Annotated in this window: 25 protein-coding genes; 10 read left to right on the forward strand and 15 right to left on the reverse strand. The window is 67.7% G+C overall.

Features of this window, described 5'->3' with window-relative positions; all coding sequences use genetic code 11:
* Positions 1 to 17: 17 nt before the first annotated feature.
* From NJH59_RS15180 to NJH59_RS15215, 8 genes are all read right to left on the reverse strand, one after another.
* The gene (locus NJH59_RS15180) at positions 18 to 1,097 is read right to left on the reverse strand and encodes a lipocalin-like domain-containing protein (RefSeq protein WP_253086952.1); all 1,080 of its coding nucleotides are present in this window, start codon (positions 1,095 to 1,097) and stop codon (positions 18 to 20) included.
* Complete coding sequence (locus NJH59_RS15185; RefSeq protein ID WP_229590155.1) at positions 1,087 to 3,543, reverse strand: FtsX-like permease family protein; 2,457 nt, start codon at positions 3,541 to 3,543, stop codon at positions 1,087 to 1,089. Before NJH59_RS15185 ends, NJH59_RS15180 begins: the two co-directional genes overlap by 11 nt.
* Positions 3,540 to 4,196, reverse strand: a complete 657-nt coding sequence (locus tag NJH59_RS15190; protein WP_229590268.1) for an ABC transporter ATP-binding protein — start codon at positions 4,194 to 4,196, stop codon at positions 3,540 to 3,542. The genes NJH59_RS15185 and NJH59_RS15190 overlap by 4 nt, the downstream gene beginning before the upstream one ends.
* A 189-nt stretch (positions 4,197 to 4,385) precedes the next feature.
* On the reverse strand, positions 4,386 to 5,432 hold the full coding sequence (locus NJH59_RS15195) for a class I SAM-dependent methyltransferase (protein WP_104572512.1): 1,047 nt from the start codon (positions 5,430 to 5,432) through the stop codon (positions 4,386 to 4,388).
* Between the two features lie 143 nt (positions 5,433 to 5,575).
* Positions 5,576 to 6,910 (reverse strand): cation:proton antiporter, encoded by a 1,335-nt coding sequence (locus tag NJH59_RS15200; protein WP_043860236.1) that lies wholly within the window; start codon positions 6,908 to 6,910, stop codon positions 5,576 to 5,578.
* Positions 6,911 to 6,997: 87 nt separating this feature from the next.
* A complete protein-coding gene (locus NJH59_RS15205) occupies positions 6,998 to 7,660 on the reverse strand; it encodes a hypothetical protein (RefSeq protein WP_253086953.1) in 663 nt (220 codons plus the stop codon).
* A gap of 2 nt (positions 7,661 to 7,662) precedes the next feature.
* Positions 7,663 to 8,823: a class C beta-lactamase gene (ampC, locus tag NJH59_RS15210; protein ID WP_082405696.1), complete on the reverse strand. Its 1,161-nt coding sequence runs from the start codon at positions 8,821 to 8,823 to the stop codon at positions 7,663 to 7,665.
* Complete coding sequence (locus NJH59_RS15215) at positions 8,820 to 9,626, reverse strand: helix-turn-helix domain-containing protein (RefSeq protein ID WP_054914413.1); 807 nt, start codon at positions 9,624 to 9,626, stop codon at positions 8,820 to 8,822. The genes ampC and NJH59_RS15215 overlap by 4 nt, the downstream gene beginning before the upstream one ends.
* A 79-nt stretch (positions 9,627 to 9,705) precedes the next feature.
* Here NJH59_RS15215 and NJH59_RS15220 point away from each other — a divergent pair, with 79 nt between their 5' ends.
* Positions 9,706 to 10,680, forward strand: coding sequence for a bile acid:sodium symporter family protein (locus NJH59_RS15220; protein WP_043860233.1), 975 nt, complete (start codon positions 9,706 to 9,708; stop codon positions 10,678 to 10,680).
* Positions 10,681 to 10,760: 80 nt separating this feature from the next.
* Here NJH59_RS15220 and NJH59_RS15225 read toward each other — a convergent pair whose 3' ends face one another.
* Positions 10,761 to 11,135 (reverse strand): DUF2784 domain-containing protein, encoded by a 375-nt coding sequence (locus tag NJH59_RS15225; RefSeq protein WP_043860232.1) that lies wholly within the window; start codon positions 11,133 to 11,135, stop codon positions 10,761 to 10,763.
* Between the two features lie 9 nt (positions 11,136 to 11,144).
* The gene (locus NJH59_RS15230; RefSeq protein WP_043860231.1) at positions 11,145 to 11,624 is read right to left on the reverse strand and encodes a GNAT family N-acetyltransferase; all 480 of its coding nucleotides are present in this window, start codon (positions 11,622 to 11,624) and stop codon (positions 11,145 to 11,147) included.
* A gap of 188 nt (positions 11,625 to 11,812) precedes the next feature.
* On the opposite strand from NJH59_RS15230, the gene NJH59_RS15235 reads away from it, so the two are divergent.
* The 4 genes from NJH59_RS15235 (at position 11,813) to NJH59_RS15250 (ending at position 16,069) form a co-directional block, all read left to right on the forward strand.
* Positions 11,813 to 12,433 carry a LysE family translocator gene (locus NJH59_RS15235; RefSeq protein ID WP_043860230.1) on the forward strand — a complete coding sequence of 207 codons (621 nt, stop codon included), beginning with the start codon at positions 11,813 to 11,815 and terminating at the stop codon, positions 12,431 to 12,433.
* An 18-nt stretch (positions 12,434 to 12,451) separates the two neighbouring features.
* Positions 12,452 to 13,324 carry an alpha/beta hydrolase gene (locus NJH59_RS15240; protein WP_253086954.1) on the forward strand — a complete coding sequence of 291 codons (873 nt, stop codon included), beginning with the start codon at positions 12,452 to 12,454 and terminating at the stop codon, positions 13,322 to 13,324.
* Between the two features lie 104 nt (positions 13,325 to 13,428).
* Positions 13,429 to 14,565 (forward strand): HlyD family secretion protein, encoded by a 1,137-nt coding sequence (locus tag NJH59_RS15245; RefSeq protein WP_253086955.1) that lies wholly within the window; start codon positions 13,429 to 13,431, stop codon positions 14,563 to 14,565.
* A complete protein-coding gene (locus tag NJH59_RS15250) occupies positions 14,555 to 16,069 on the forward strand; it encodes an MDR family MFS transporter (protein WP_043860227.1) in 1,515 nt (504 codons plus the stop codon). The genes NJH59_RS15245 and NJH59_RS15250 overlap by 11 nt, the downstream gene beginning before the upstream one ends.
* Here NJH59_RS15250 and NJH59_RS15255 read toward each other — a convergent pair whose 3' ends face one another.
* On the reverse strand, positions 16,070 to 16,831 hold the full coding sequence (locus NJH59_RS15255) for a helix-turn-helix transcriptional regulator (protein WP_054914418.1): 762 nt from the start codon (positions 16,829 to 16,831) through the stop codon (positions 16,070 to 16,072).
* A gap of 196 nt (positions 16,832 to 17,027) precedes the next feature.
* Complete coding sequence (locus tag NJH59_RS15260) at positions 17,028 to 17,936, reverse strand: LysR family transcriptional regulator (RefSeq protein WP_173925050.1); 909 nt, start codon at positions 17,934 to 17,936, stop codon at positions 17,028 to 17,030.
* Positions 17,937 to 18,032: 96 nt separating this feature from the next.
* Here NJH59_RS15260 and NJH59_RS15265 point away from each other — a divergent pair, with 96 nt between their 5' ends.
* Positions 18,033 to 18,926: a pirin family protein gene (locus tag NJH59_RS15265; RefSeq protein ID WP_253086956.1), complete on the forward strand. Its 894-nt coding sequence runs from the start codon at positions 18,033 to 18,035 to the stop codon at positions 18,924 to 18,926.
* Positions 18,927 to 18,999: 73 nt separating this feature from the next.
* The gene (ycaC, locus tag NJH59_RS15270; RefSeq protein ID WP_043860055.1) at positions 19,000 to 19,629 is read left to right on the forward strand and encodes an isochorismate family cysteine hydrolase YcaC; all 630 of its coding nucleotides are present in this window, start codon (positions 19,000 to 19,002) and stop codon (positions 19,627 to 19,629) included.
* Positions 19,630 to 19,635: 6 nt separating this feature from the next.
* Here the strand turns inward: ycaC and NJH59_RS15275 are convergent, their stop codons facing one another.
* Complete coding sequence (locus tag NJH59_RS15275) at positions 19,636 to 20,037, reverse strand: low affinity iron permease family protein (RefSeq protein ID WP_043860056.1); 402 nt, start codon at positions 20,035 to 20,037, stop codon at positions 19,636 to 19,638.
* Between the two features lie 79 nt (positions 20,038 to 20,116).
* Between NJH59_RS15275 and NJH59_RS15280 the strand changes: the two genes are divergently transcribed.
* Positions 20,117 to 20,701, forward strand: a complete 585-nt coding sequence (locus NJH59_RS15280; RefSeq protein ID WP_253086957.1) for a hypothetical protein — start codon at positions 20,117 to 20,119, stop codon at positions 20,699 to 20,701.
* A gap of 2 nt (positions 20,702 to 20,703) precedes the next feature.
* Here the strand turns inward: NJH59_RS15280 and NJH59_RS15285 are convergent, their stop codons facing one another.
* A complete protein-coding gene (locus NJH59_RS15285) occupies positions 20,704 to 21,216 on the reverse strand; it encodes a DUF2938 domain-containing protein (protein ID WP_253086958.1) in 513 nt (170 codons plus the stop codon).
* 67 nt (positions 21,217 to 21,283) lie between these two features.
* Here NJH59_RS15285 and NJH59_RS15290 point away from each other — a divergent pair, with 67 nt between their 5' ends.
* Together NJH59_RS15290 and NJH59_RS15295 are read left to right on the forward strand one after the other, a co-directional pair.
* A complete protein-coding gene (locus tag NJH59_RS15290; protein WP_253086959.1) occupies positions 21,284 to 21,937 on the forward strand; it encodes a metalloregulator ArsR/SmtB family transcription factor in 654 nt (217 codons plus the stop codon).
* Between the two features lie 91 nt (positions 21,938 to 22,028).
* A complete protein-coding gene (locus NJH59_RS15295; protein WP_043860059.1) occupies positions 22,029 to 22,526 on the forward strand; it encodes a PaaI family thioesterase in 498 nt (165 codons plus the stop codon).
* A 50-nt stretch (positions 22,527 to 22,576) separates the two neighbouring features.
* On the opposite strand, the gene NJH59_RS15300 is transcribed toward NJH59_RS15295, so the two are convergent.
* On the reverse strand, positions 22,577 to 23,890 hold the full coding sequence (locus tag NJH59_RS15300) for an alginate export family protein (protein ID WP_253086960.1): 1,314 nt from the start codon (positions 23,888 to 23,890) through the stop codon (positions 22,577 to 22,579).
* Between the last annotated feature and the right edge of the window lie 360 nt (positions 23,891 to 24,250).

The raw sequence follows: 24,250 nt of genomic DNA on the forward strand, positions 1-24,250 counted from the left end.
CGCTGCGTCGGTGGCGCTCAGCGCGAATAGCCGGTCATTTCCAGGTAGCCACGCCCGGCCGTGCTGCCCTGTACCTTCACCGGGCCTTCCCAGTAGGGAAAGCGGGTGCCCATCCAGGCCTGCGGCACCAGGGCGTCGACCTCGATGTCCAGCTGCCGGTCGGGCACCTGCACCCGCCAGCGCGTGGGCACCTGCGGGCCGTCGACCAGTTGGGTGCGGGCCAGCGGCTCAAGCACGATCTGCGCACCGTTGAGCGCGGTGCTGCTGCCGTCGGCGGCAATCCAGGTGCCTGCCCGGTACGGTTGTGCATCGGCCTGACGGACCTGGAACAGCATCAGCCGCGTGCCGTTGTCCAGGTGCAGCGAAAACCAGTCCCAACCATGCTGGTCGGGGGCCAGCGGCTGGCTGCTCCATTCGCGGTCGAGCCAGGCGTTGCCGGTCACCTCGACGCGCCGGCCCTCGTGCTGTACTTCACCGCGCACTGTATAGAACGGCTGGCTGTAGTAATACGACGCCTGGCCCTGGCCGGACTTCTCGCTGTAGCCCTGATCGCCCTGCAGCACCAGGGGCTGCAGGCTGCTCAGTTGCAGGTCGTAGCTGAAGCCCTTGCCGCCTGCGCGCATCTGCAACTGCTCGATGCCTTGGCCGCCCACCGCCTGCAGCGACCAGTCGTCGATCCAGGCCTTGAACGGTTGCGCCTGCACGTCCGCCTGGCCGACACCGCCACGCGCCAGCGTTTCACTGAACTGATGGCCAAACGGCCCGCTCAACGCCGCGTGCCCCAGCCATACGACGGGGCTGGCCCAGCCCGGCTGTTCGGCGCCGGGGCGCAGCGCCGAACGGAACAGGGTCCATTGCGCACCCCAGTCGCGGCCCTGTGCATCGCGCAGGTTGGCGGTCACGTACCACCATTCGATGCGATACCCCGCATGGGCGCCGTGGTCACGCGGGAACTGCAACGGTTGGCCGCGCACCACCGGGGCAAAGGCTGCGGCGTCCTGGCCCAGGCCGGCAAAACCGGCGGGTGGCGGTGGCGAGGGGTCGCAGGCGCCCAGCAGCAGGCACAGCAGCAGGACGCCCCAGTGTCTAGGTTCCATCGGCATAGTGCCTCAGCAGTTCGGCGGGCTGGCGGCGGGCCAGTTGCCACAGGGGGCCGGCGGCGGCGAGCAGGGCGGTGAACAGGCCCAGCAGCGCCAGTTGCAGTAGCTGGCCAGGGAACACCTGCAACGGCAGGCGCCAGCCGAACGCCTGCACGTTGACCACCGCCACCAGGCACCAGGCCAGCAGCAGGCCCAGGGGAATTGCCAGCAGCACGGTCAGGCTGGCCAGCAGCAGCGTCTGCCCCAGCGACAGCCAGGCCAGGTGCTGGCGCCTGACGCCCAGTGCCCATAGCGGCGCCAACTGGCCGAGCCGGCTCTGGCCCAGGGTCAAAAGGCTGATCAACAGGGCCACGCCGGCCACGCCCAGGGTCAGGCTGTTGAGTGCGGCGGTGGCGGCGAAGGTGCGCTCGAACACCTCCACCGACCAGCGCCTTAGGGTGCGCTGGTCCACCAGCCGGGTGGCGTCCAGCGCATAGCGTTGCTGCAGCGCGGCCTTGAGCGTCGCCACCTGCTCGCCCGCCACGCGCAGGTTGAGGGTGTTGAGCGTGGCCTCGGGCCAGGTGCGCCGCAGCCAGTCGGCGTTCACCAGCACCTGCCCGCGCGGGTTGCCGTAGTCGGCGTATACGGCCACCACGTCAAGGGGTGCAGCGCCGGGCAAGCTCACGCGATCGCCCAGGCCCAGCGCCAGGCGCCGTGCCAACTGTTCGCTGAGCATCGCCCCGGCGCCGCTGGCCAACTGGCGCCACGCCTCGCTGCGCTGTTCGAGCAACGGCCAGTGCTGCGCGTAGGCCGGGTGGTCGATCACCCCCTGCACTTGCACCGGGGCGCCGCCTACGCGCACTTCGGTGCGCCACTGCGCGAGCACGGCGCGCACCCCTGGCTGGGTGGGTAGCCAGGCCGCGATGGCCAGGCCCTGGGCGGTGTCATGCGGGGTCACGTACAGCTCGGCCGACAGCCGTTGATCGAGCCAGCCCAGAAAGGTCTGGCGGAACCCGGACGTCATGCTGCCCACCCCGACGCTGGCGGCCAGCGCCAGCAGCAACGCCATCAGCGCCAGTGCCAGGGCCGGCAGTTGCTGGCGGCTGTCGGCCACGAACCACTGCGCCAGCGGCCGGTGGCACAGCCGCTGCAACAGCGCCAGGGCGCCATCGAGCAGCAGCGGCAGCATCAGCGCGGCGCCCAGCAGCAAGGCGGCCAGCAGGGTGAAGGCCGCCGGCAGGCTCGCGCCCCAGCGCCAGCACCCCAGGGCCACGGCCAGCAGCAGTAGCGCCAGCAGTGCCTGGCGTCGCAGCCAGCGCACCTGCGCCTGGCGCCAGGCCTGGGGCTGTGCCAGCGCCAGCAGCGGCAGGCGCGCGGCGCGCAGCAGGCTGCCGGCACCGGCCAGTGCTGCCCCGAGCAGGCTGATGGCCAGCCCGCTCAGCCACCAGTGCAGCGGCAGGCTCAGGTGCCCGGCCACCTGGGCGCCATACAGGCCGCGCAGGCTGGCGGCCACGTCACCCAGCAGCAGGCTGGCCAGCAGGTAACCGCAGGCCACCCCGGCCAGCCCGGCCAGCAGCGCGAACAGCCCCAGTTCGATGGCCAGGGCAGTCACCAGCGCACGCACACTCACGCCGCAGGCACGCAGGGTGCGCAACAGGCTGCGGCGCTGCTCCAGGGCCAGGCCGATGGCCGCATGCACGATGAACAGCCCTACCAGGAAGGCCAGCAGGCCCAGCGCAGTGAGGTTGAGGTGAAAGCTTTCGGTCAGCCGTTGCAGGTCGTCGGTGTCGCTGGCGGCCTGCACCACCAGTAGCTCGTTCAGGCCCTCGGGCAGCGCGGGCGGGGTGTAGCCGGCGGGTATCAGCAGTCGCGAGAGCTGTTGCGGTGCCTGCAGCAGGCGTTGGGCCTGGCCGATGTCGACCACCATTACCCCCGGGGCCAGCTGCGCCTGTACCTGCAACGGCGGCAGACGCTGGCCGTCGCCGCTCAGCGGTTCGGCACCGGGCGCCAGGCCAAGGCGCTGCAGGGTGTCGGGTGCGATCCATGCCTGGCCCGGTGGGCCGATGAAGGCGGCGGGGTCGATGCGTTGGGCGGCCTGGCCGGCGATGGCGCTGCCGGGTGGCAGGCTCAGCGGCTCGATGCCCAGCAGCTTCACGCTGACCGGTTCGGCGCCGGCAAAGCGCAGGCGGCCCTCGAGCACCGGCGACACCGGCCAGCCGGCCCGGCGCAATTGAATGTAGGCGTGCTGGTCGAAGCGTTCGCCGTGGCGCGGGCTCACCTGCGCCTGCGCTGCGCCGGTCAGCAGCGCGTTGGCCCGCGCGTAGTCGGCGCGGGCCTGCTGGTTGAGCGCCTGGACCCCGGCCCACAGGGTGGTGGCCAGCCACAGCCCAGTGAGGATGCTGGCGCATTGCAGGGGGTGGCGCCGCCAGTGGCTGAGCAGCGCCTGCAGGCACAGGCCGATCATGCGCGTACCCGGCCCAGGTGCAGGGTCAGGCGCTGGTGCAGGCGGGTGGCCAGGTGGGCGCTGTGGGTGACCATCAGCAGGCTGCTGTTGCTTGCCCCGACCAGCTCCAGCAGCAGGTCGAGCACGTTTTCGCTGCTGGCTTCGTCGAGGCTGCCGGTGGGTTCGTCGGCCAGCACCAGCGCGGGGCGCGAGGCCAGTGCGCGGCCGATTGCCAGGCGTTGCTGCTGCCCGCCGGAGAGTTGCTCGGGGTAGCGTTGCAGCAGCGGCGCCAGGCCCAGGCGCTCGGCCAGGTGGGTGACCCAGGCCGGGTCATGGCGGCCGGCCAGGCGCGCCTGGAAGGCCAGGTTGGCGGCCACGTCCAGGCTGCTGATCAGGTTGTATTGCTGGAACACCAGGCCGATGCCTTGTCGGCGCCAGTGGGCGAGCCCGGCTTCGGTGCAGGTGTGTAGCGGTTGGCCGTCGAACAGAATGCGCCCGCTGTCGGGGCGTTCGAGGCCGGCTATCAGGTGCAGCAGCGTGCTCTTGCCGCTGCCGGACTCGCCCATCAGCGCCAGGCTGGTGGCGGCGGGCAGGTGCAGATCGACACCGCGCAGCACCGGCAGGGTGCCTTGGGCGGTGGTGAAGGTCTTGTGCAGGTTTTCGACGATGAGCATGGGTGAAGGGTAGGCCAGGTTGGGGCAGGTGGGTACATCGGGTTGTGCCATGGCGATTCTGCGGGCCAGGGTGGTTTTAAAAATGTGGGAGCCGGCCTTGCCGGCTCCTACATTGGTTGCAACGCACCCTGGCCTGCAGGATCGCAGTTGTCAGCCCTGGTGGCTCGACACCCGATTGCCGCGTCGCCTCTACTTGCGCGCCTCCAGTATCAGGTTGAACGGCGTCTCGCACGCCCGGCGCATGTGGCTGAACCCCGCCTCTTCAAGCACACCCCGAATGCGCGCCTCACCCGCCTGCGCGCCAAGCCCCAAACCCACCTCCTGCGACAGTGAATTGGGCGTGCACAGAAACGTCGAGACCGCATAGAACAAACGCCCCACCGGGTTGAGGTTGTCGTCCAGCCGATCATTCGAAAACGGCTCCACCAGCAACAGCGTGCCCCCCGGCTTGAGTGCCTGCCAGGCATGTCGGGCCGCACCCACCGGGTCGCCCAGGTCATGCAGGCAGTCGAAGAAGCACACCAGGTCATAATCGCGGCCAGGGTAGTCCTTGGCGCTGGCCTGGGTGAAGCGCACCCGTTCGGTCAGGCCGCTGTCCCTGGCCCGTTGACCGGCAGTGGCCACCGAGGGCGCGTGGTAGTCGATGCCGTCGAAATGCGAAGCCGCAAAGGCCTCGGCCATCAGCAGCGTCGAGGTGCCAAGACCACACCCGATGTCTGCCACCAGGGCCCCGGCGTGCAACTTGTCCACCACACCCTCCAGTGCCGGCAGCCAGCTGCCGACCAGATGGTTGCGGTAGCCAGGCCGGAACAGGCGCTCGACGCCACCGAACATGCACGCATGATGGTCGCCCCATGCCAGGCCACCGTCGCCGCGCATCGCCGCCACCAGCTTGTCCTTGTCGAGCACCATCGAGGCGATGGCCTGGGTGCCGCCAGCAATGTAGGTGGCGGAGTCCTCATGGGCCAGGGCCTGGGCCTGCTGCTCGTCAAGGCTGAAATGTTCGTCGTTGTGCTGCATGTAGCCAGAGGCGGCATGGGCGTTGAGCCATTCGCGAAGCAGGCGGGCATTGCAGCCAGTGCGTGTGGCCAGGGTCTGGGCGGTCACCGGCTGGCCGTCGGCCATGGCCCGGTACAGGCCCAGTTCTTCGCCGAGCATGATGTTGGGCAACATCGCGGCAGCGCCGAGGTCGTTGATAAGGGTATGGATGAAAGGGGTCGATGCAGGTTTGCTCATTGCCACTACTCCGTTAGTTGGCTTCCTTGAACGCGTAGATAACGTCGCCTATCTGCAGCCATCTGTCCTTGATGGGCAGCCTTTGACTCTAGTTCAGGGGGGCAGCAGGTCAAGTGCCAAGGGAATTTCGCCAGCAGGGGCGGTCAGCCGCGCCGCCCGTAGTAGTTCAGCATCGGTTGCGTGCTCAGGCCATGCACCACGATGCTCAACGCCACCACCGACAGCGTGATGTTCAGGCACTGCGCCGAAAGCGTGCCGCCAAGGCCGTGGCTCAGGGCGTAGAACAGGTAGAACAGGCTGCCGATGCCACGAATGCCGAACCAGCCGACCATCAGCCGCTGGCGTAGGTCGAGCAGGCTGCCCCAAGGCATCAGCAACACGCTCAACGGGCGCACCACGCAGAACAACGCCAGGCCAAAGCCCAGTGCGCGCCAGTCCCAGTGGCTGGCCAGCGCCACGCCGAGCACGGTTACCAGGAACACTTCCATCACCCGCTCCACCAGGCTGCCGAAGGCAAGCATGTCGCCCATCATCACCCCGGCCGCCACCTGGGTGTCTTCGAGGTTGTCCAGGTCGCCATGCACCGCATTCTCCGGCGCGGCTTCCAGGTGCCCGGCCACCGGTTGCGCCAGGTGCTCGGACGGGGTCTGCGAACCGCCGGTGAAGCTCACCTCGGCCTGGCGCAGCCCCAGCCCGGCGGCAAACACCGCCAGAAACCCATAGGCGTGCAGGGTGTCGGCCACCACATACGCCAGTGCAATCAGCGCCAGTGCCAGGTAGTCGTTGGGGGTGAGCGTGCTGTCGGCATGGCTGATGCGCAGGGTCAGGGTCAGGCGCCCCAGCAACTTGCCCATCCAGTAGCCCACCAGCAACCCCACCGGCATCGCCCACAGCAGGTCGCGCCACAACCAGGTGAACAGCGCCGAGCCGTCGACGGCCTGGCCCTGCACCAGCAGCAAGCCCAGCAGCACGAAGGGAAAGGCCACGCCGTCGTTGAGCCCGGCCTCGCCCGACAGGCCGAAGCGCAGCGGGTCGTGGTCCTGCGCATCGTTGACCTGCACCAGCGCTGCCAGCACCGGGTCGGTGGGCGCAAGGATGGCGCCGATCAGCAGGGCCGGCGCCCACGCCATGTCACCCAGGTAGTGCAGCACCACGCTGAAGCCACCGATGCTCAGCAGCATCACCGGGCCGGCCAGGCCGAATGCCACCCGCCAGACACGGCTGCGCAGCGGCAGGCGCAGCTTCAGGCCACTGATGAACAGCGAGAACAGCAACGCGACTTCGGTCAGGTGCTTGAGCCAGCCGGCGGCGTGGTCCAGGTCCAGGTGCAACAGGCCCAGCCCCAGCGGGCCGATGCCGATGCCCAGCAGCAGGCACACCGCCGAGGTGGTCACCGGCATCCAGCGCAGGTACGACGAGGTCAGGGCCAGGATCAGCAACACGGCGCCGAACACGGCGATCCACAGGGTAAAACTCATCGAAGGCACCGTCGCATGGGGTCGGGCCAACGCTGGCCCCTGAGCATTCGAGGGGCGCGGTGCGGCAGAGGTTCACTGCACGCAGCATCAGGGCGCCGGGCTGTCGACCTGCTGCAGGCTGAAGGTGCCGGTGAGCGGGTTGCCCTGCAGCCTGTAGCACTGGTTGTGGTTCTTGCGCAGCCATGCAGTGCCCGCGTCGACCGGGCCGCAGTTGGAGGCGGGCATGGCATCGACGATCAGGGCGTACTCCAGGCCCTCGTCAAGCTGCTGCAGGGCAAACCCCGCACAACAGACCAGGGCCGCGGCAAAGAAGGGTTCGAACGTCGGCACTTTCTGCGCCGGGGCCGGGGCGGCGCCGGGGCGTAGTCTGCCAGCCGCCCTGCGCAGCCACTGGGGCAACAGCAGGTAGACCCCCAGCAGCATCAGCGAGAACGGGATGGAATAGAGCGCCCCATATACCACCGCCGCGTTGTCCAGGTAGTCCACCTCGATGCCAAAGCGCGCATTGAGCATCCGTTGCGCAGACAGCTTGCACAGGTACACCACGACCACGCTGTACAGCAACGACCCTGGCCAGTAGCTGAGAAAGGCGAAGAGGCGCGACAGGTTCAGCAGCGCATAGATGCCGCCGGCCGCCAGCCCGCCGACCAGTATCAGGTTAGCGCCGAGGCTCGGCGGCAGGCGCGCGAAGCCCCACAGCCCGGCCAGCAGCAACAGCAGCTTGAGGGTGTCGCGTACCGGTTTGCTCACGGTCAGTGGCTACCTTCGTTCAAGGCGCCGAGGATCTGGTAGGCCAGCTTCACCCGCGCCTCGTTGGGGTAGTTCTTGTTGGCCAGGATCACGATGCCGATCCGCTGCGAGGGCACGAACGCCACGTAGCTGCCAAAGCCGTTGGTGGAGCCGGTCTTGTTGATCCACACCGCCTGCTGCGGGGCCAGCGGGGGTTGCAGCGGCGTGACGTCGAGGGTTTCAAGGGCCATGCGGCTGGCATTGCCGTCGAGCAGGGTCTGCAATGCGACCGGGTAGGGGTACTGTTCCCAGATCAGGTCCTGGGTCATGGGGCCCACCTGGTAGTAGCCGGTATGGGTGGCGGCAATGGCCTGCTTGAGGGGCGTATCGAGTTTCTCCAGGCCCATGTTCGCCTCGACAAAGCGCAGCAGGTCGTCACTGCTGGACTTCACCCCGTAGGCTTCGTCGGCCAGCACCGCAGGGCTCAGCCGGGCGGGGACGTTGTCGCGGGTATAGCCCTGGGCGTACATACGCTGCCAGTTGGCAGGTACCTGCAGATGGGTGTTGTTCAGGCCCAGCGCCGGAAACAGCAGGTCCTGCAGGGCGGACCGGTAGCTCATGTCCAGTTGGCGGGCGCTGATCACCCCGAGCAGGCCGATGCTCGGGTTGGCATAGGTACGCCGGGTGCCTGCCGGGTAGCTCGGGGTCCAGTGCTTGAAGTAGCGCATCAGTTGCCCGTTGTCGTGCACGCTGTCCGGCAACTGCAGCGGGAAGCCGCCGGCGGTGTGGGTCGCCAGGTTCAGCAGGGTGGTGTTTTCCAGGGCCCGGCCGCGCAGTTCGGGCAGGTAGCTGGCCGGGCTGTCGGTCAGCTTCAGCTTGCCGGTGGCCTGGGCATAGGCCGCCAGGGTGACGTTGAAGGTCTTGCTGATCGAGCCCAGTTCGAACAGGGTGTCGCGATCGACGGCCTGGCCGCTGTCGCGCGAGGCCACACCGAAGTCGTAGTAGTGGTGCTGGCCATTGACTGTCAGGGCCACGGCCATGCCGGGTATCGCGTGCTCCTGCATCACGGCCTGGCTGGCGGCCTCCACCAGGTTGTCGAGGTTGTCAGGCACGGTGGCGGCCCAGGCGGCAGGGCTGGCCAGCAGCAGGGCGCTCAGCAGGTGATGCGGTTTGAACAGGTTCACGTAATGGGTTTCCGGTGGGTCTGGAGGAATTCGCCCGGTGACAGGCCGAACTGTTTGCCAAAGGCGGCGATAAAGGCCGAAAGCGATTCGTAGCCGCAGGCCAGGGCCACGTCGGTGACGCGCTCGCCGCGGCTGAGTGCTGGCAGCGCACTGAGCAGGCGCATGCGCTGGCGCCAGGTACGAAAGGTCATGCCGGTGTCACGCAGAAACAACCGGCTCAGGGTCTTTTCCGAAACACCGTACTTCAGGCTCCAGGCTGCCAGCCCGGTGCTGTCCTCGGGGTGTGCCTGCAGGCGCCGGCACAGCGCACGCAGGCGGGTGTCCTGGGGCAGCGGCAGAATCAGGTCTTCCTGTGGGGCGCTGGCCAGCTGGTCGAGCAGCACGGCGACCAGGCGCCCGTCTGCGCCCTCGGTGTCGTAGGCCACCGGCAGGCCGCTGAAGGTGCGGATCAGCTCGCGCAGCAAGGCATTCACGCCGATCACCCGGCACTGGGTGCCCGGCCACACGCTGTGCTCGATGTACAGGCTGCGGATGCAGGTGTCGTCGGCGCAGCTGACCTGGTGGGGGGTATGCGCCGGGATCCACACCGCGCGCTGCGGCGGCACCACGTAGCGTCCGGCGCCGGTGTGCACATGCAGCACGCCCTGGGCCGCATACGACAGTTGCCCCCAGGCATGCTTGTGGCGAAAGCCCAGGGCGATGTTGGCCAGCGACTGCGCCTGCCCGTACAGCGGGCGCGGCAGTACCTTGAGCTCGCTCAGGGGCGGGATGCGCGGGGCGTGGGGTTGTCCTTTGGGCGACACTCTTGGGGTTCTGTCGTTAGTCGGAAAAGAAAAGAAACCTTACCGTCTGCGCCATCTCAATAACAAGACAGGACGTGACATGAAACACCTGCGGTTGCTGTTCGACAATTTCACCCTGGCCCTGCTCGGCGTGATTGCACTGGCCACTTTGCTGCCCTGCGAGGGCCAGGGCGCGGTGGTGTTTGGCTGGCTGACCAACCTGGCCATCGGGCTGCTGTTCTTTCTGCACGGCGCCAAGCTGTCGCGCGAGGCGGTGGCGGCCGGGGCAGGGCACTGGCGCCTGCACCTGCTGGTTTTTGGCTGCACCTTCGTGATGTTTCCGCTGCTGGGCATGCTGTTCAAGCCGCTGTTCCTGCCGCTGGTGGGCGACGAGCTGTACCTGGGCGTGCTGTACCTGTGCGCGTTGCCGGCCACCGTGCAGTCGGCGATTGCCTTCACCTCGCTGGCGCGGGGCAACATCCCGGCGGCGATCTGCAGCGCGGCGGCCTCCAGCCTGCTGGGCATCGTGCTGACGCCGCTGCTGGTGATGGTGCTGATGGGCGTGCAGGGCGATACCGGGTCCAACCTCGATGCGGTGTTGAAGATCGTGCTGCAACTGCTGGTGCCGTTCGTGGCCGGGCAACTGGCGCGGCGCTGGATCGGCGCCTGGGTGGCTCGCAATGCACGCTGGCTGAAGACCGTCGACCAGGGCTCGATCCTGCTGGTGGTGTATACCGCGTTCAGCGACGCGGTGATCAGCGGGTTGTGGCAGTCGGTGCCGCTGGTGCGGCTGCTGGGGCTGGCGCTGGTGTGCTGCGTGTTGCTGGCGGTGGTGCTGTGGTGCACGCAGTTGCTGGGCAAGCGGCTGGGGTTCAACGTGGAAGACCGCATCACCATCCTGTTTGCCGGCTCCAAGAAAAGCATGGCCACCGGTGTGCCGATGGCCCAGGTGCTGTTTGCCGGGGGGGCTATTGGCGCGATGATTCTGCCGCTGATGCTGTTCCACCAGATCCAGCTGATGGTGTGTGCGGTGCTGGCGCAGCGCTATGCGGCGCGGGAGGAGGTGAGCGCCTGATTCAGGTGCTGTGGTGACCACTTCGCCGGCAAGGCAGGCTCCCGTAGGAGCCGGCCTTGCCGGCGAAGCGGCCTGAGCACTCACCGCAAGGCACGGCGCCTGCGCGAGTAGCACAACCACGCATAGACCCCCGCATTCACCACGAACACCAATGCCCCCAGCCACAGCTGGATGCCTGCCGTCAGCTTGGCCGGGTAGATCAGCGGTATCAGGTAATGCTCCACAAAACTGTCGGGGTAGCCGGTGTCACCCGCCGCTGCACGCAGGCGGTTTTCCCATTCGGTCAGCGGGCAGGGCAGGTGCAGCACCTCCACCAGCACGCCCCAGGTCACGGCCGGCAGGTGCAGCCAGCACAGCCGCGGCCACCTGAGCACCAGCAACCCGCCCAGCATCACGAACACGATGAACGTCAGATGAAACAGTACCAGCCCGTCGGCGGCCAATCGAAAGAACATGGCGTGGTCTCAACCCTGGGCGAAGCTGCGCAGCGTTTCACCTTCCATGCGATAACGCACCCACTCGTCCTGCGGCTGCGCGCCGATGGACTTGTAGAACTGGATGGCCGGTTCGTTCCAGTCCAGCACGCTCCACTCCAGGCGCCCGCAGCCCTTGGCACAGGCCTCCTGCGCCAGGTGGCGCAGCAATGCCTTGCCCGCACCCGTGCCGCGGGCCTGGGGCGTGACGTACAGGTCTTCGAGGTAGATGCCCTGGGTGCCGAGCCAGGTCGAATAACTGAAGAAGTACACCGCAAAGCCGATGGCCTGGCCGTCACGCTCGCAGATCAGCGCCTGGGTGCTGCTGCCTTCGCCGAACAGCGTGCGCTCGATATCGGCGACCGTGGCGATCACCTCGTGGCGGGCACGCTCGTACTCGGCAAGCTCGGTGATGAAGGTGAGGATCTGGCTGGCGTCTTCGACGCGCGCGGGGCGGATATGTACGGGCATGGCGGGGCTTCTGTTCCGGAAATCGAGGAGGGTTATCCTAAGGCAATTGCCCCTCGAGGGCACGGGAAGCCTGGAGGGTGGTGAGGGCTCGCCAAGTGTAGTGCCACAATTGCCCCCAACTGTATCGCAGCGCTGCGCACCGACTTGGTTAGTGTCACTTCACAACAACACACCGCCGGACACCCGCCATGCTCACCTCGCTCAACCTGCTGATGGCCTTCGTGCTGTTCGCCTTCGTCTCCTCGATCACCCCCGGCCCCAACAACACCATGTTGCTGGCCTCCGGCGTGAACTTCGGTGTGCGTCGCACCATTCCCCACGCGCTGGGCATCAGTATCGGCTTCATGGTGCTGGTACTGGCGGTGGGCCTTGGCCTGGGCGAGCTGTTCAAGGCCTATCCGCTGGCCTACGGCGTGCTGCGCTACGTGGGCGCCAGCTACCTGCTGTACCTGGCCTGGAAGATCGCCAATTCCGGCCCGCTGACCAGCGCCGAGCCCGGCACGCGCAAGCCCCTGGGTTTCTGGGGCGCGGCAGCCTTCCAGTGGGTCAACCCCAAGGCCTGGGTCATGGCCGTGGGCGCCATCACCACCTATGCACCCAGCCAGGGCTACCTGACCAACGTGATCGTGATCGCCGCGGTGTTCGCCGTGGTCAACCTGCCCAGCGTGTGCGTGTGGGTGATGTTCGGCAGCGCGCTGCGCACCGTGCTGCAGGACCCACGCTGGCTCAAGCTATTCAATTGGCTGATGGCCGCGCTGCTGGTGCTATCGCTGTATCCACTGCTGTTTGTAGAATCCGGTTTTGTGTAACCCCCACAGCGAGTCCCGATGGAACTGATCCCCTGGTCGCATGACTGCGCCGAACACTTCACCCTGCGCGGCTGGCGCTCACCTGCCAGCGGCAAGCCGCTGCTGCATTTCATCCACGGCACCGGGTTCTGCTGCCTGGCCTACCAGCCGCTGCTGGAGCGCCTGGCCGAGCATTTCGACCTGTGGCTGTGCGATGTGCAGGGCCATGGCGACAGCGATCATGGCGGCGCCTTCGTGGGCTGGAACCGCAGCGCCGCGCTGGCGATCGAGGCCTTCCAGGCAGGCCGCGGCGAATACGGGCAGGTGGCGTGCTTTGCCATGGGCCACAGTTTCGGCGGGGTGCTGACCGGCTTGATGCTGGCGCTGGAACCGGGCCTGTTTCAGCGGGCGGTATTGCTTGACCCTGTGGTGTTCAGCCGCTCGATGCTGGGGGTGATGAGCGTGGCCACGCTGTTCGGCATGCACCGTCGCCACGGCCTGGCACGCAAGGCCGCCACCCGGCGCAGCCACTGGCCCGACCGCGAGGCGGCCTACGCCGCGCTGCACGGGCGCGGCATTTTCAAGGGCTGGCACGACGAGGCGCTGCAGGCCTATGTGGACCACGCCATCGGCGACTGCGGCGAAGGGGTAGTGCTCAAGTGCCGGCCTGCGCGCGAAGTGGACGTGTTCAGTTCGTTCCCGCGCGGGCTGTGGGCTGCCCTGGCCCAGGTGCAGACACCCGCACGGGTGCTGCATGGCATCACCACCTATCCCTTCGTACCCGTGTCGCTGGCGCGCTGGGCGCGTCTGAACCCAAGGGTCGGGCTGCGCGAGGTGCCCGGCGGGCACTGCTTCATGCAGGAAGATCCGCAGGCCTGTGCGCACGAGGTGCAAACCTACCTGCTAGGCTGATGGCAGGTTGTCCATTTCGCGACGAATACTGGCCTGTACGCTAGCGAACGCCAACCGCTGACCCCCTTAGAGTGCATCCTTGAACAACAACAGGGAGCACGAACATGAACCAGGCGGTCAGCCCCGAACCACCGGTTACCCAAGCCACCGAGCGCGTGCGCGTGATAACGCTGCGCCGCGCCCTTGGCGCAGCCGGCACGCTGGCGGTACTAGGGGTTGCCTTGTATGTGTGGCACAGCGGGCGCTTCAACGAACAGACCGACGATGCCTACGTGCGCGCCGACTGGGCGCCGATCAGTGCGCGGGTGGGCGGCTATGTGGCCCAGGTCAGCGTGGCCGACAATGCCGTGGTCAAGGCCGGCGACCTGCTGGTGCAACTGGACGACCGCGACTATCGCCAGCAGGTGCGCCAGGCCCGTGCGGCGCTGGCCGCCAGTACCGCTTCGGTGCAGGCGCAGCAGGCCGTGCTGGTGACCCTGGCGGCGCAGCTGGAGGGGCAAGGGCAGGCGATTGCCCGTGCCGCCGCCGAGCGCGAGGCGGGCGGTGCCGAGGCGCGGCGCGCCGAACTCGACTGGCAGCGTTACCGCCAGTTGATCGGCATGAACGCGGTGAGTGCCCAGCGTGCCGAACGCGCCAGCACCACACGCACCCAGGCGCAGGCCACGCTCAAGGGCGCGGACGCTGGCTGGGCCATGCAGCGGGCCCGGCACCAGGTGCTGGCCAGCCAGCAGCGCGAGGCCCGGGCCGAACTGGTGCGCCGCGAGGCCGAGCTGGAACAGGCCGAGGCGGCCCTGGCCCTGGCCGAGAACGCCCTGGCCGACACCCAGGTACGGGCGCCCTTCGACGGCGTGGTGGGGCAGCGCAAGGTGCGTGTGCAGCAGTACGTCAGCCCCGGCCTGCCACTGCTGGCAGTGGTGCCGGTGGAGCAGGCCTACGTGGTGGCCAACTTCAAGGAAACCCAGCTCGAACACATGCGCCCGGGGCAGCGCGCGACCCTGGAGGTGGACACCTTCGGCCGGCACTGGCAGGGCACGGTCGACAGCGTCTCGCCCGGCTCGGGGGCGGTGTTCGCGCTGTTGCCGCCCGACAACGCCACCGGCAACTTCACCAAGATCGTGCAGCGCTTTGCCGTGCGTATTCACCTCGACCCGGTGGAACCCGGCACGCCGCGGCTGCTGCCGGGCATGTCGGTGATCGCCACCATCGATACGCGCACGGCGCAGGTGCGCGATGAGCACTGAAGACAAGGTATCGCTGCGCGCGTGGGTGGCGGTGATCGGAGGCTTGTTCGGCTGCTTCATGGCGGGCATGAACGTGCACGTCACCAGTGCCGCGCTGCCGGAAATCGAGGGCGCGCTGGGGGCGACGTTCGAGGAAGGCTCGTGGATCTCCACCGCCTACCTGGTGGCGGAAATCACCATGATTCCGCTCACCGCCTGGCTGGTGCAGGTGTTCTCGCTGCGCCGGGTGATGCTGGTGGGCTCGCTGGTGTTCCTGATCAGCTCGGTCAGTTGCGCGCTGGCGCCGAACCTGCAGGCGATGATCGCCATCCGCGTGATCCAGGGCGCTTCGGGGGCGGTGCTGATCCCGCTGTCGATGCAATTGATCATCACCGAGCTGCCGCCGAGCAAGATCGCCCTGGGCATGGCCTTGTTCAGCCTCTCCAACAGCGTGGCCCAGGCCGCCGGGCCGTCGATCGGCGGCTGGCTGACCGACGCCTATTCATGGCGCTGGATCTTCCTGCTGCAACTGCTGCCCGGGGTGGCGCTGCTGGCGGCGGTGGCGTGGTCGATCCCGGCGCAGGCCGGCGACCGCGCCCAGTTGCGCGGCGCCGACTGGCTGGGCATCGCGGCCATGGCGCTGGGGCTGGGCGCGCTGCAGATCGTGCTGGAGGAGGGCGGGCGCGAGGACTGGTTCGATTCGGCGTTCATCGTCACCTTCAGCGTGATTGCCGTGGTGGCGCTGGCGCTGTTCGTGCAGCGCCAGCTGTGGGGCGCGCGGCCCTTCATCAACCTGCGCCTGCTGGCCAGCTACAACTTCGGTGTGGCCAGCCTGGCCATGGCGGTGTTCGGGGCGGCGACCTTCGGGCTGGTGTTTCTGGTGCCCAACTACCTGTCCCAGGTGCAGGGCTACAACGCCCGCGAAATCGGCATCAGCCTGATCGCCTACGGCATGGTGCAGTTGCTGCTGGCGCCACTGCTGCCGCGCCTGATGCGCTGGCTCAACGCCAAGGTGCTGGTGGCCAGCGGCTTCGCGATCATGGCGCTGGGCTGCTGGCTGGGGGCGCACCTGTCGGCGGACGCGGCGAAGAACGTGATCATCCCCTCCACGGTGGTGCGCGGGCTGGGCCAGCCGCTGATCATGGTGGCGCTGTCGGTGCTGGCGGTGAAAGGGCTGGACAAGGCCCAGGCCGGCTCCGCCTCGGCGCTCATATCGATGCTGCGCAACTTGGGCGGTGCGGTGGGCACGGCGCTGCTGACGCAGCTGGTGTCGTTGCGCGAACGGTTTCACGGGCAGCGTATCAATGAGAGCCTGACGCTGTTCGATGCACCCGTGCAGCAGCGTCTGCCCGGCGGGGTGCTCGATGCACAGGCCCCGGCGCACCTGCAGGTGCTGGCGCAGCTGGACCAGACGGTGCATCAGCAGGCCTACCTGATGGCGTATTCGGATGCGTTCTATGTGTCGTGCGTGGCGTTGGCGGTGTGTGCGCTGGCGTCGCTGCTGCTGCGCCAGCATGCACGCTGACTAGTCGGCGTCGGGCTGGCCGTAGGCCGGGGTCTTGCCGAAGTAGGCACTGGGCGAGACCCCCAGGGTGCGGCGGAACATGGCGCTGAAGGCGCTGGGGCTGTCGTAGCCCAGGTCCAGCGCCACGTTCAGGATCGAGTGCCCGGCGGCCAGCGCGTCGAGGCTGGCCAGCAGGCGCAGGCGGCGCAGCCACTGGATGAAGCTCAGGCCGGTTTCGCGCTGGAAGGCGCGGGTCAGGGTGCGTGCGTTGAGGCCGCTGTGGGCGGCGGCGCGCTGCAGGCTCCAGGGGCTGGCCGGGTCGTCGCGCAGGGCCTGGCACAGCGCGGCCAGTTGCGGGTCGACCGGCAGCGGCACGTACAGGGCCAGAATCGGCAGCACGCGGATCTCGTCCAGAATCAACTGCATCACCCGCTCGTCACGCCCGCCGGGCGGGTAGTCGGCGGGGATGAGCATGGCGCTGATGATCAGTTGGCGCAGCAGCGGCGGGATGTCCACCACGCGGCAGGTCAGCGGCAGGTCGGGGCGCGCGTCGGAGGCGACGAACAGGGTGCGCATGCGGACCTGGCCGGCCATCTTCAGGTCGTGTTCGACGGCGGCGGGCACCCATACGCCGCGCCCTGGCGGAACCACCCAGCAGCCCTGGCTGGAGTTGACCGTGATCACCCCGCTCAGGGCATGGATCAGCTGGGCGCGGTTGTGGCAGTGCGGGGCGATGCGCTCGCCGTGGGGGTAGTTTTCTGCCAGGGGGACAATCGGCTGCATGGCGGTGCGTTGGGGTTGAGGGTGGGGGGGCAGTATGCCTGATGATCGGTGGGTGCAGGTTCAGCGAATGCTGTGCATTCGATCGCGGGGCAAGCCCGCTCCCACAGGTACAGCGCCTATTCAAAGAGTGCCGCAATCCCCGTGGGAGCGGGCTTGACCCGCGATCTGGCGCATAGCGCCAGCAAACCCTGGCACATCAATCGATCCCGCTCTGGGCAAACTCCTGGGCCAGAAAATCCAGCAGGTGCCGCACCGAAGGCAGCAGCCCGCGCCGTGAGGCAAACACCGCGTGCACCAGCCCGCATTGCGGCGCCCAGTGCGGGGTGGGCTGCACCAGCTCGCCACGGGCAAGCTCGTCGCGGATCACCACCAGTGGCAGGTGCACCACCCCCACGCCCGCCAGCGCCGCCTGGCGCAATACCACCAGGTCGTCGGTCACCAGCCGCGGCGTGTGCCGCAAGCTGGCCGTGGCGCCGTCCGGGCCATTGAGCTGCCATTGATAATCGCGCTGCGGGTTGCCCCAGTGCAGGCTCGGCAAGGCGGCCAGGTCGGCGGGCACGATGGGCCTGGGCAACGACGCCAGCAAGCCGGGCGCGGCCACCAGCAACTGCGTGCTGTTGGCCAGCACCTTCATCACCAGGTCGCTGCTCTCCAGCGGCGGCACCCGCACCCGCAGCGCAATGTCGATGCCTTCCTGGATCAGGTCCACATGGCGGTTGGTGCTCTCGATATGCAGCTGCACCAGCGGGCACTGCACCATGAAGCGCGACAGCATCGGCCCCACCCAGAAATCCAGCAGCGCCGTGGGGCAGCTCAGGCGCACGATGCCCTGGGGCTCGGCACGGTGGCGCTCGATCAGCTCGGCCGCACCCTCGGCCTCCACCAGCATGGCCACGCAATGGCGGTGGTAGGCCTGCCCGATGTCGGTTACCGAAAAATGCCGGGTGGAGCGCTGGATCAGGCGTACCCCGAGGCGCTCCTCGAGCCCGGCCACCCGCCGGCTGAGTTTGGACTTGGGCATGTCCAGGGCACGGCCGGCGGCGGCAAAGCCACCGTGCTCGACCACCTGGGCGAAGTAGTACAGGTCGTTGAGGTCTTCCACCACTGTTCTCCAAATGGAACGCTGAGGGCACTTTACGCTATCTACCGCCCTCAGCGTTGCGCCCTTATCGTTGGCTTCATGCACGAGAGGAGGTAGCTCATGAAAAAGATCCAAGGCGTCTACAGCAGTCCGCACCCGCATTGGGTGGGTGACGGCTTCCCGGTACGCAGCCTGTTCACCTACGACAACCTGGCCCAGCACATCAGCCCGTTCCTGCTGCTCGACTACGCCGGGCCCCATGCCTTCACCCCCACCAGCGCCCGTCGCGGCGTCGGCCAGCACCCGCACCGCGGTTTCGAAACGGTGACCATCGTCTACCAGGGCGAACTGGAGCACCGCGACTCCACCGGTGCCGGCGGCCTGATCGGCCCGGGCGATGTGCAGTGGATGACGGCCGCGGGCGGCATCCTGCATGAAGAGTTCCATGCGCCGTCGTTCGCCCGCAGTGGCGGCACCCTGGAGATGGTGCAGTTGTGGGTCAACCTGCCGGCCCGGCACAAGTCTGCCCCTGCCGGCTACCAGACCCTGCTGGCCGCCGACATCCCCAGCGTGGTGCTGCCCGGCGGTGCCGGCAGCCTGCGGGTGATTGCCGGTGACTACCACGGCCATTGCGGCCCGGCGCGCACCTTCACGCCGATGCAGGTGTGGGCCATGCAGCTCAAGCCCGGCAAGCCCGTGCGGTTGCCTGCCCAGGCCGGTCACAGCAGCGCCCTGGTGGTGCTGCGCGGCCAGGTCACGGTCAATGGCGAGCGTTCGGTGGGCCCGGCACAGCTGGTGCTGCTGGAGCGTGCCGGCGACGAAGTGCTGCTGCAGGCCGACAGCGAGGCGGCGGTGCTGTGGCTCAGCGGCGAGCCGCTGGATGAACCCATCGTCGGCTACGGCCCGTTCGTGATGAACAGCGATGCCGAGATCGAGGCGGCGTTCGCCGATTTTCGCGCCGGGCGCTTCGGCCAGATGACCAATGGCGGCGGCACTGTCACACGCGCCGACTAGGGTCTGTATGCAACTCACGTTTGTCCCAACTCCGGCGCCACGGCGCCGGACCACCCCTGCAAGGAGTATGACCATGAGTGTTCCCTACACCCGTCTGGACAAGAACAACGCCGCCGTGCTGCTGGTCGACCATCAGGCCGGGCTGCTCTCGCTGGTGCGTGACATCGAGCCGGACAAGTTCAAGAACAACGTGCTGGCGCTGGCCGACCTGGCCGAGTACTTCAAGCTGCCCACCATCCTCACCACCAGCTTTGAAAGCGGCCCCAACGGCCCGCTGGTGCCCGAGCTCAAGGCGCAGTTCCCTGACGCGCCGTACATCGCGCGCCCCGGCCAGATCAACGCCTGGGACAACGAGGACTTCGTCAAGGCGGTCAAGGCCACCGGCAAGAAGCAGCTGATCATCGCCGGTGTGGTCACCGAGGTGTGCGTGGCGTTCCCGGCGCTGTCGGCGATTGCCGAAGGCTTCGAGGTGTTCGTGATCACCGACGCCTCCGGCACCTTCAACCCGATCACCCGCGACGCCGCCTGGGACCGCATGTCGTCGGCCGGTGCGCAACTGATGACCTGGTTCGGCGCAGCCTGCGAACTGCACCGCGACTGGCGCAACGATGTCGAGGGGTTGGGCGCGCTGTTCTCCAACCACATCCCCGACTACCGCAACCTGATCACCAGCTACAACACCCTCACCGGCGCCAACCAGTAGCCCGCCTCACTGCGCGTCGCCGCGCCTGCCCCCGGTTTCATCGGCGGGCAGGTCGGTGGCGCGGTCTTCGCCGATCTCCCGGTACTCCTTGAGCAACTGCTTGAGCTGGCTGTTGTCCAGCTGGTCGAGGTTCATCAGCGCGTTGTGCGCCGCCTTGGTCGAGCGCAGCAGTTCGTCGAGCTTGATGTGCAGCACGTCGTTGTCGCGGTTCTGGGTGTTCTGGATGACGAACACCATCAGGAAGGTGACGATGGTGGTCGAGGTGTTGATGATCAGCTGCCAGGTGTCGTTGTAGTCGAACCACGGCCCGGTGACGGCCCAGACCACGATCAGTACCAGTGCGATGAGGAAGGTGCGCGAGCGACCGGCCTGTTTGGCCAGGCCCTGGGCGAAGCGTTCGAATTTCATGGCAGACTCTTGTGTGGGGATCTACTGGGTAGACCCTGCGGCGTTGCCGAAATTCTTTGTAACATCAGGGGAAGACGACATGGGGCAGGACCACGGGGCACCGACGCACCTGGTGCGGGTGATACCCACCGATTACGGCCAGTTCGTGCTGGAGCTGAACAATGGCGAGCACCGCTTGCTCAAGGGCCTGGTGCTGACCCGCGAGCTGGGCTGGAGCGAGCTTGCCAACCCACGCAAGGCGCGCCAGCGAACCTTCAGTGCCACCCAGCTCGGTTGGCCGGGTGGGCGTACGCTGGGGCTCGACTACCTGCTCGCGCAGGCACAGCCGATGAGCGAGCGCGAGCTGGGCTGGCAGTCGGTGGACTTCTCCCAGTGCAACCGCGCGCCCACCCCGGAGCACGACACCCACCACGTGTACTACGTGAGCCTCAAGCCCTTCGACCCGCAGCCATTCGGCCTGGGCGAGTCGATTCACGGCGGCCATGGCGAGCGGGGCGGCATGTTTTCCTTCGACCTGGCCGGGCTTGTGGCGTGGCCCAACTGGCGCGAACACTTCGAGCTGGCCGGCTGTGGCTGGGCCATTGCCCTGGTCGACGCCAACACCACGGATGCGCAGGCATTGCTGGACGTATTGATAGACGCCTGGTGCCAGCGTGAGGCCTGAGCTCAGCCCAGGGGCATCAGGCCCAGGCCATTGAGCAGCAGCGCCGCGACGAACAGGCTGACCCCGAACGCCGTGTGCGCTGCCAGGCTACGCAGGCGTGCCACCTTGGGGTTGGGGGTGCGACGGGCCAGTACGCCTGCGCCCATGCCCGGCTGCAGAATGAAGAACGGCGCCACCAGTGTGCCGATACCGATCGCCAGCGCCGGCAGCAGGGTAGGGCTATGGGCCCAGCCGATGCCGAAGATCGCCAGCAGCAGCCCGGCGTACAGCACCCCGATCGCATAGTGCGTCGCCCAGCCGAGCAGGGCTTCGCCCGGTACGGGCGGCGCCTTGGCGATGCTGTCATGAGTGAACTGACCATGGCGCAGGTGCGCCACCCAGCGCCCGACCATCGGCCAGCTGGGCGTGGGCACCTTCAGCACCCGCTTCTGTGTTTCGGCCCACAGGTCGGCCAGCGCCGTGCCCAGCAGGCCGATCAGGCTGGCACTGGCGATGAAGTGAAGCAGAGGGGACATGGCGTTGCTCCTGAATAAAACATTCAATTAATTGATTGAATGATTGGCGAATGATAGCTTCCTGTCAATGACCGACCTTCCTCAGCAACACTTCATCGATATCGCCGAGCTGGCCCGCACCCTGGGCCATGCGCATCGGCTGCACCTGCTCGAACACATCGCCCAGGGCGAGCGTGCGGTCGAGCGCCTGGCCGAACTGTGCGGATTGTCCGTGGCCAACACCTCCCAGCACCTGCAGCACCTGCGACGCGCGGGCGTGGTACAGACCCGCCGCGACGGCAAGCGCGTGCTGTACCGCCTGGGTGGTGGGCCGATCCTGGAGGTGCTGGCGGCACTGGGGCAGTTCGCCGAGCACAACCGCCTGGCGGTGCGCGAGCTGCTGGCCGACAGCATGAGTGCGCAGGAGCGCCTGGAGGCGATGTCGCGCGACGAACTGGTGCAGCGCCTGCACGAGCAGAGCATCACCCTGCTGGATGTGCGCTCCCACGAGGAATACGCCCTGGGGCACTTGCCGGGGGCGATCAGCATGCCACTGGACGAGCTGCAGCAGCGCCTGGCCGAACTGCCGCAGGACCAGGAGATCGTTGCCTACTGCCGGGGCCCCTGGTGCGTGCTGTCGAGTACCGCCACCGTGGCCTTGCGCGAGCACGGCTTCAAGGTGCGCCGGCTCGACAGCGGCCTGCCGGACTGGCAGGCGGCAGGGCTGCCGGTGGAGGCCTGAGCCTCTGCGGCGGCCCCTGGCGCTTTCGCGCGCGGGCCTGGCAGCGTTAACATCGACGGTCTGACTTTCCATAAAAACAATCAGGAAGCCTATGAACGCCCAAGCCTTACCCCTGCAAGACCTCGCCGCGCCAGAGGGCGTGTGCTACGGCTGCGGTACCTCGCACCCCAGCGGCCTGCACCTGAAAAGCCACTGGGCCGAGGACGGCAGCCACGTGCTGTGCCGGCACGAACCCGATGCCACCTTCACCGGCTGGCCGGGGCTGGTGTACGGCGGGTTGCTGGCGATGCTGGTGGACTGCCATTCGAACTGGACCGCCATGGCCTGGCACTACCGCGCCGAAGGCCGCGAGCCGGGCAGCCTGCCGCGCATCGACTGCGTCACCGGCAAGCTTTCGCTGACCTACCTCAAGCCCACCCCGATGGGCGTGGAGCTGGTGCTCAAGGCGTGGGTCGAGGGTGAGGTGGGGCGCAAGAGCCGGGTCATCTGCGAAGTCTGGGCCGGCGACGTGCTCACCGTGACGGCCGACTCGGTGTTCGTGCGCGTCGACACCGAACGCCTCAAGCAACAGGCCCACGCGACCGTGTAACCCCGGGGGCGATGGCCTTGGACATGTCCCTGGCCGTCGCCCCAGCCAACTCAGAACGGCATCGCCAGCGTCACCTGGCTGTACAGGTTGGTGCCATTGCCGCCCACCTGATTGCCCCCCGTGTTCTCGTCCTTTTTCGGCTGGTACAGCCCCACCAGCGGGCTAACGATCAGGTGCGGGCTGACTGTCCATTCCACGTACAGGTCCAGCTCGCGGGCACCTAGGTTCAGCGCGTTGCGTGTGTGCAGGGTATCGAAGTCGAAATACAGCGCGCCCAGGGTCAGGTTTTCCAGTGGCTTGGCCACCAGGCCCAGGTGATGCACCCCGGTATTGCTGTTGAACGGCCCCGCGTAGTTGGCCGCCACCTCACCCTGGAACCAGGTGCCGTAGCCGGTGCTCAGCCCGGTGAACAAGGCATCCCAGCCTTCGGAATAGCGGGTGTAGCGGTAGGTCAGGCTCGGTGCCCAGGGCAGCTCGGCGAAGGTGTAGCCGGCCTCGGCGTACCAGGCCTTTTCCGGGCCGGCCTGCTTGTCCTGCCAGGCGTATTCGAAGGCGAAGCTGGCGTTGTCGATACCGGCGTTGCCTTCGCCGCGCAGGCTGTAGGTGTCCATGCCGTCGCGTTGGCGCTGGAATTCGCTGGCCCATTGCTCGGTGACGCCCAGGCCGTGAATCCAGGTCAGCCCCAGGGTGCCGGCCGCGGTGGTGTAGTCCAGGGTGCCGGCGGCCAGTTCGGTCTCGGCCTGGGCGCGGTTGTCGGACTTGAGCCACAGCACGCTGGCGTGCACGCCACGCTCGCCGCCCAGGCGCAGCACGGCGGTGCGGTCGAACGCGTGGCGCGCCGCCAGGTAATAGGCGCCGCCACGGTTCAGCGCGCCGTCGGCGGGGCCCTTGCCGAGGTTGGGGCCGTCGTCGTTGATCAGAAAGCCGCGGCCCAGCTTGACCACCTGACGGCCGAACGAGGCATCCACGCCATCCTTGCCCAGCAACGGGAACAGCTCGCCGGAGCGCCAGCCGAGGTAGGCGTCCTCCAGCTTGGTGGTGCGCTCGGTGCCGTCGGTGTTGCCGGCTGCGTCGCCATCGCCCCAGGTGGCGGAACTGACCCAGCTGAGTGCGCCGTAGGCACTGCCGTTGCCGGCCAGGCGCTGGTCGCCGCTGATTCCATACTTGATGAAGCCCTCGCGCCAGGTCGAGCCGCCGGGCGTGGCGTCGTAGTTCTTGCGGCTGTTGAACAGGCCGTACACCGCCAGGATGTCGGCATTCAGGTGGGACTCGTCATCGGCGTAGAGCTCGATGGCCTGGGCTGATGGCTGGGCCAGCAGCGCAGCCAGGCTGAGGGCGGCAAGCAGGTGAGGGTGCAGGTTCATGGTGGTGGGGTCCCCGGGTTGGCGTGAGTGGTGGCCATTTAGGGCGGGGACGGTGGGGGCTGTCTTTGATCTGGCTGCCACATGGATTGATTGTGGGCGCCAAGCGGGTAGGTGCCGGGGTGCTTGCCAGAAGCAGGTTGCTTGGGGCTGTGAGGTCGGCTTCTGCCCGCAGGGTGTGGGAGTTGGCTTGGCCGACGATCGAGCGCGAAGCGGTCGTAAAACCTGAGTGCAGGGTGTGTCAGGCAAACCGGGTGCGCTGGTTTTGCTGCCGCTACGCGCCAGATCGCGGGGCAAGCCCGCTCCCACGGCCTTGCGGCCAGAAGCAGGTTGTTTGGGGCTGTGAGGTTGGCTTCTGCCCGC

It is taken from the genome of Pseudomonas sp. VE 267-6A, from assembly GCF_024126555.1.
In the GTDB taxonomy this organism is placed as follows: domain Bacteria; phylum Pseudomonadota; class Gammaproteobacteria; order Pseudomonadales; family Pseudomonadaceae; genus Aquipseudomonas; species Aquipseudomonas palmensis.

Coding starts and splice junctions, on each gene's coding strand:
- NJH59_RS15180 (WP_253086952.1), bottom strand. CDS start 1,097: ATGGAACCTAGACACTGGGGCGTCCTGCTGCTGTGCCTGCTGCTGGGC.
- NJH59_RS15185 (WP_229590155.1), bottom strand. CDS start 3,543: ATGATCGGCCTGTGCCTGCAGGCGCTGCTCAGCCACTGGCGGCGCCAC.
- NJH59_RS15190 (WP_229590268.1), bottom strand. CDS start 4,196: ATGCTCATCGTCGAAAACCTGCACAAGACCTTCACCACCGCCCAAGGC.
- NJH59_RS15195 (WP_104572512.1), bottom strand. CDS start 5,432: ATGAGCAAACCTGCATCGACCCCTTTCATCCATACCCTTATCAACGAC.
- NJH59_RS15200 (WP_043860236.1), bottom strand. CDS start 6,910: ATGAGTTTTACCCTGTGGATCGCCGTGTTCGGCGCCGTGTTGCTGATC.
- NJH59_RS15220 (WP_043860233.1), top strand. CDS start 9,706: ATGAAACACCTGCGGTTGCTGTTCGACAATTTCACCCTGGCCCTGCTC.
- NJH59_RS15225 (WP_043860232.1), bottom strand. CDS start 11,135: ATGTTCTTTCGATTGGCCGCCGACGGGCTGGTACTGTTTCATCTGACG.
- NJH59_RS15230 (WP_043860231.1), bottom strand. CDS start 11,624: ATGCCCGTACATATCCGCCCCGCGCGCGTCGAAGACGCCAGCCAGATC.
- NJH59_RS15235 (WP_043860230.1), top strand. CDS start 11,813: ATGCTCACCTCGCTCAACCTGCTGATGGCCTTCGTGCTGTTCGCCTTC.
- NJH59_RS15240 (WP_253086954.1), top strand. CDS start 12,452: ATGGAACTGATCCCCTGGTCGCATGACTGCGCCGAACACTTCACCCTG.
- NJH59_RS15245 (WP_253086955.1), top strand. CDS start 13,429: ATGAACCAGGCGGTCAGCCCCGAACCACCGGTTACCCAAGCCACCGAG.
- NJH59_RS15250 (WP_043860227.1), top strand. CDS start 14,555: ATGAGCACTGAAGACAAGGTATCGCTGCGCGCGTGGGTGGCGGTGATC.
- NJH59_RS15255 (WP_054914418.1), bottom strand. CDS start 16,831: ATGCAGCCGATTGTCCCCCTGGCAGAAAACTACCCCCACGGCGAGCGC.
- NJH59_RS15265 (WP_253086956.1), top strand. CDS start 18,033: ATGAAAAAGATCCAAGGCGTCTACAGCAGTCCGCACCCGCATTGGGTG.
- ycaC (WP_043860055.1), top strand. CDS start 19,000: ATGAGTGTTCCCTACACCCGTCTGGACAAGAACAACGCCGCCGTGCTG.
- NJH59_RS15275 (WP_043860056.1), bottom strand. CDS start 20,037: ATGAAATTCGAACGCTTCGCCCAGGGCCTGGCCAAACAGGCCGGTCGC.
- NJH59_RS15280 (WP_253086957.1), top strand. CDS start 20,117: ATGGGGCAGGACCACGGGGCACCGACGCACCTGGTGCGGGTGATACCC.
- NJH59_RS15285 (WP_253086958.1), bottom strand. CDS start 21,216: ATGTCCCCTCTGCTTCACTTCATCGCCAGTGCCAGCCTGATCGGCCTG.
- NJH59_RS15290 (WP_253086959.1), top strand. CDS start 21,284: ATGACCGACCTTCCTCAGCAACACTTCATCGATATCGCCGAGCTGGCC.
- NJH59_RS15295 (WP_043860059.1), top strand. CDS start 22,029: ATGAACGCCCAAGCCTTACCCCTGCAAGACCTCGCCGCGCCAGAGGGC.
- NJH59_RS15300 (WP_253086960.1), bottom strand. CDS start 23,890: ATGAACCTGCACCCTCACCTGCTTGCCGCCCTCAGCCTGGCTGCGCTG.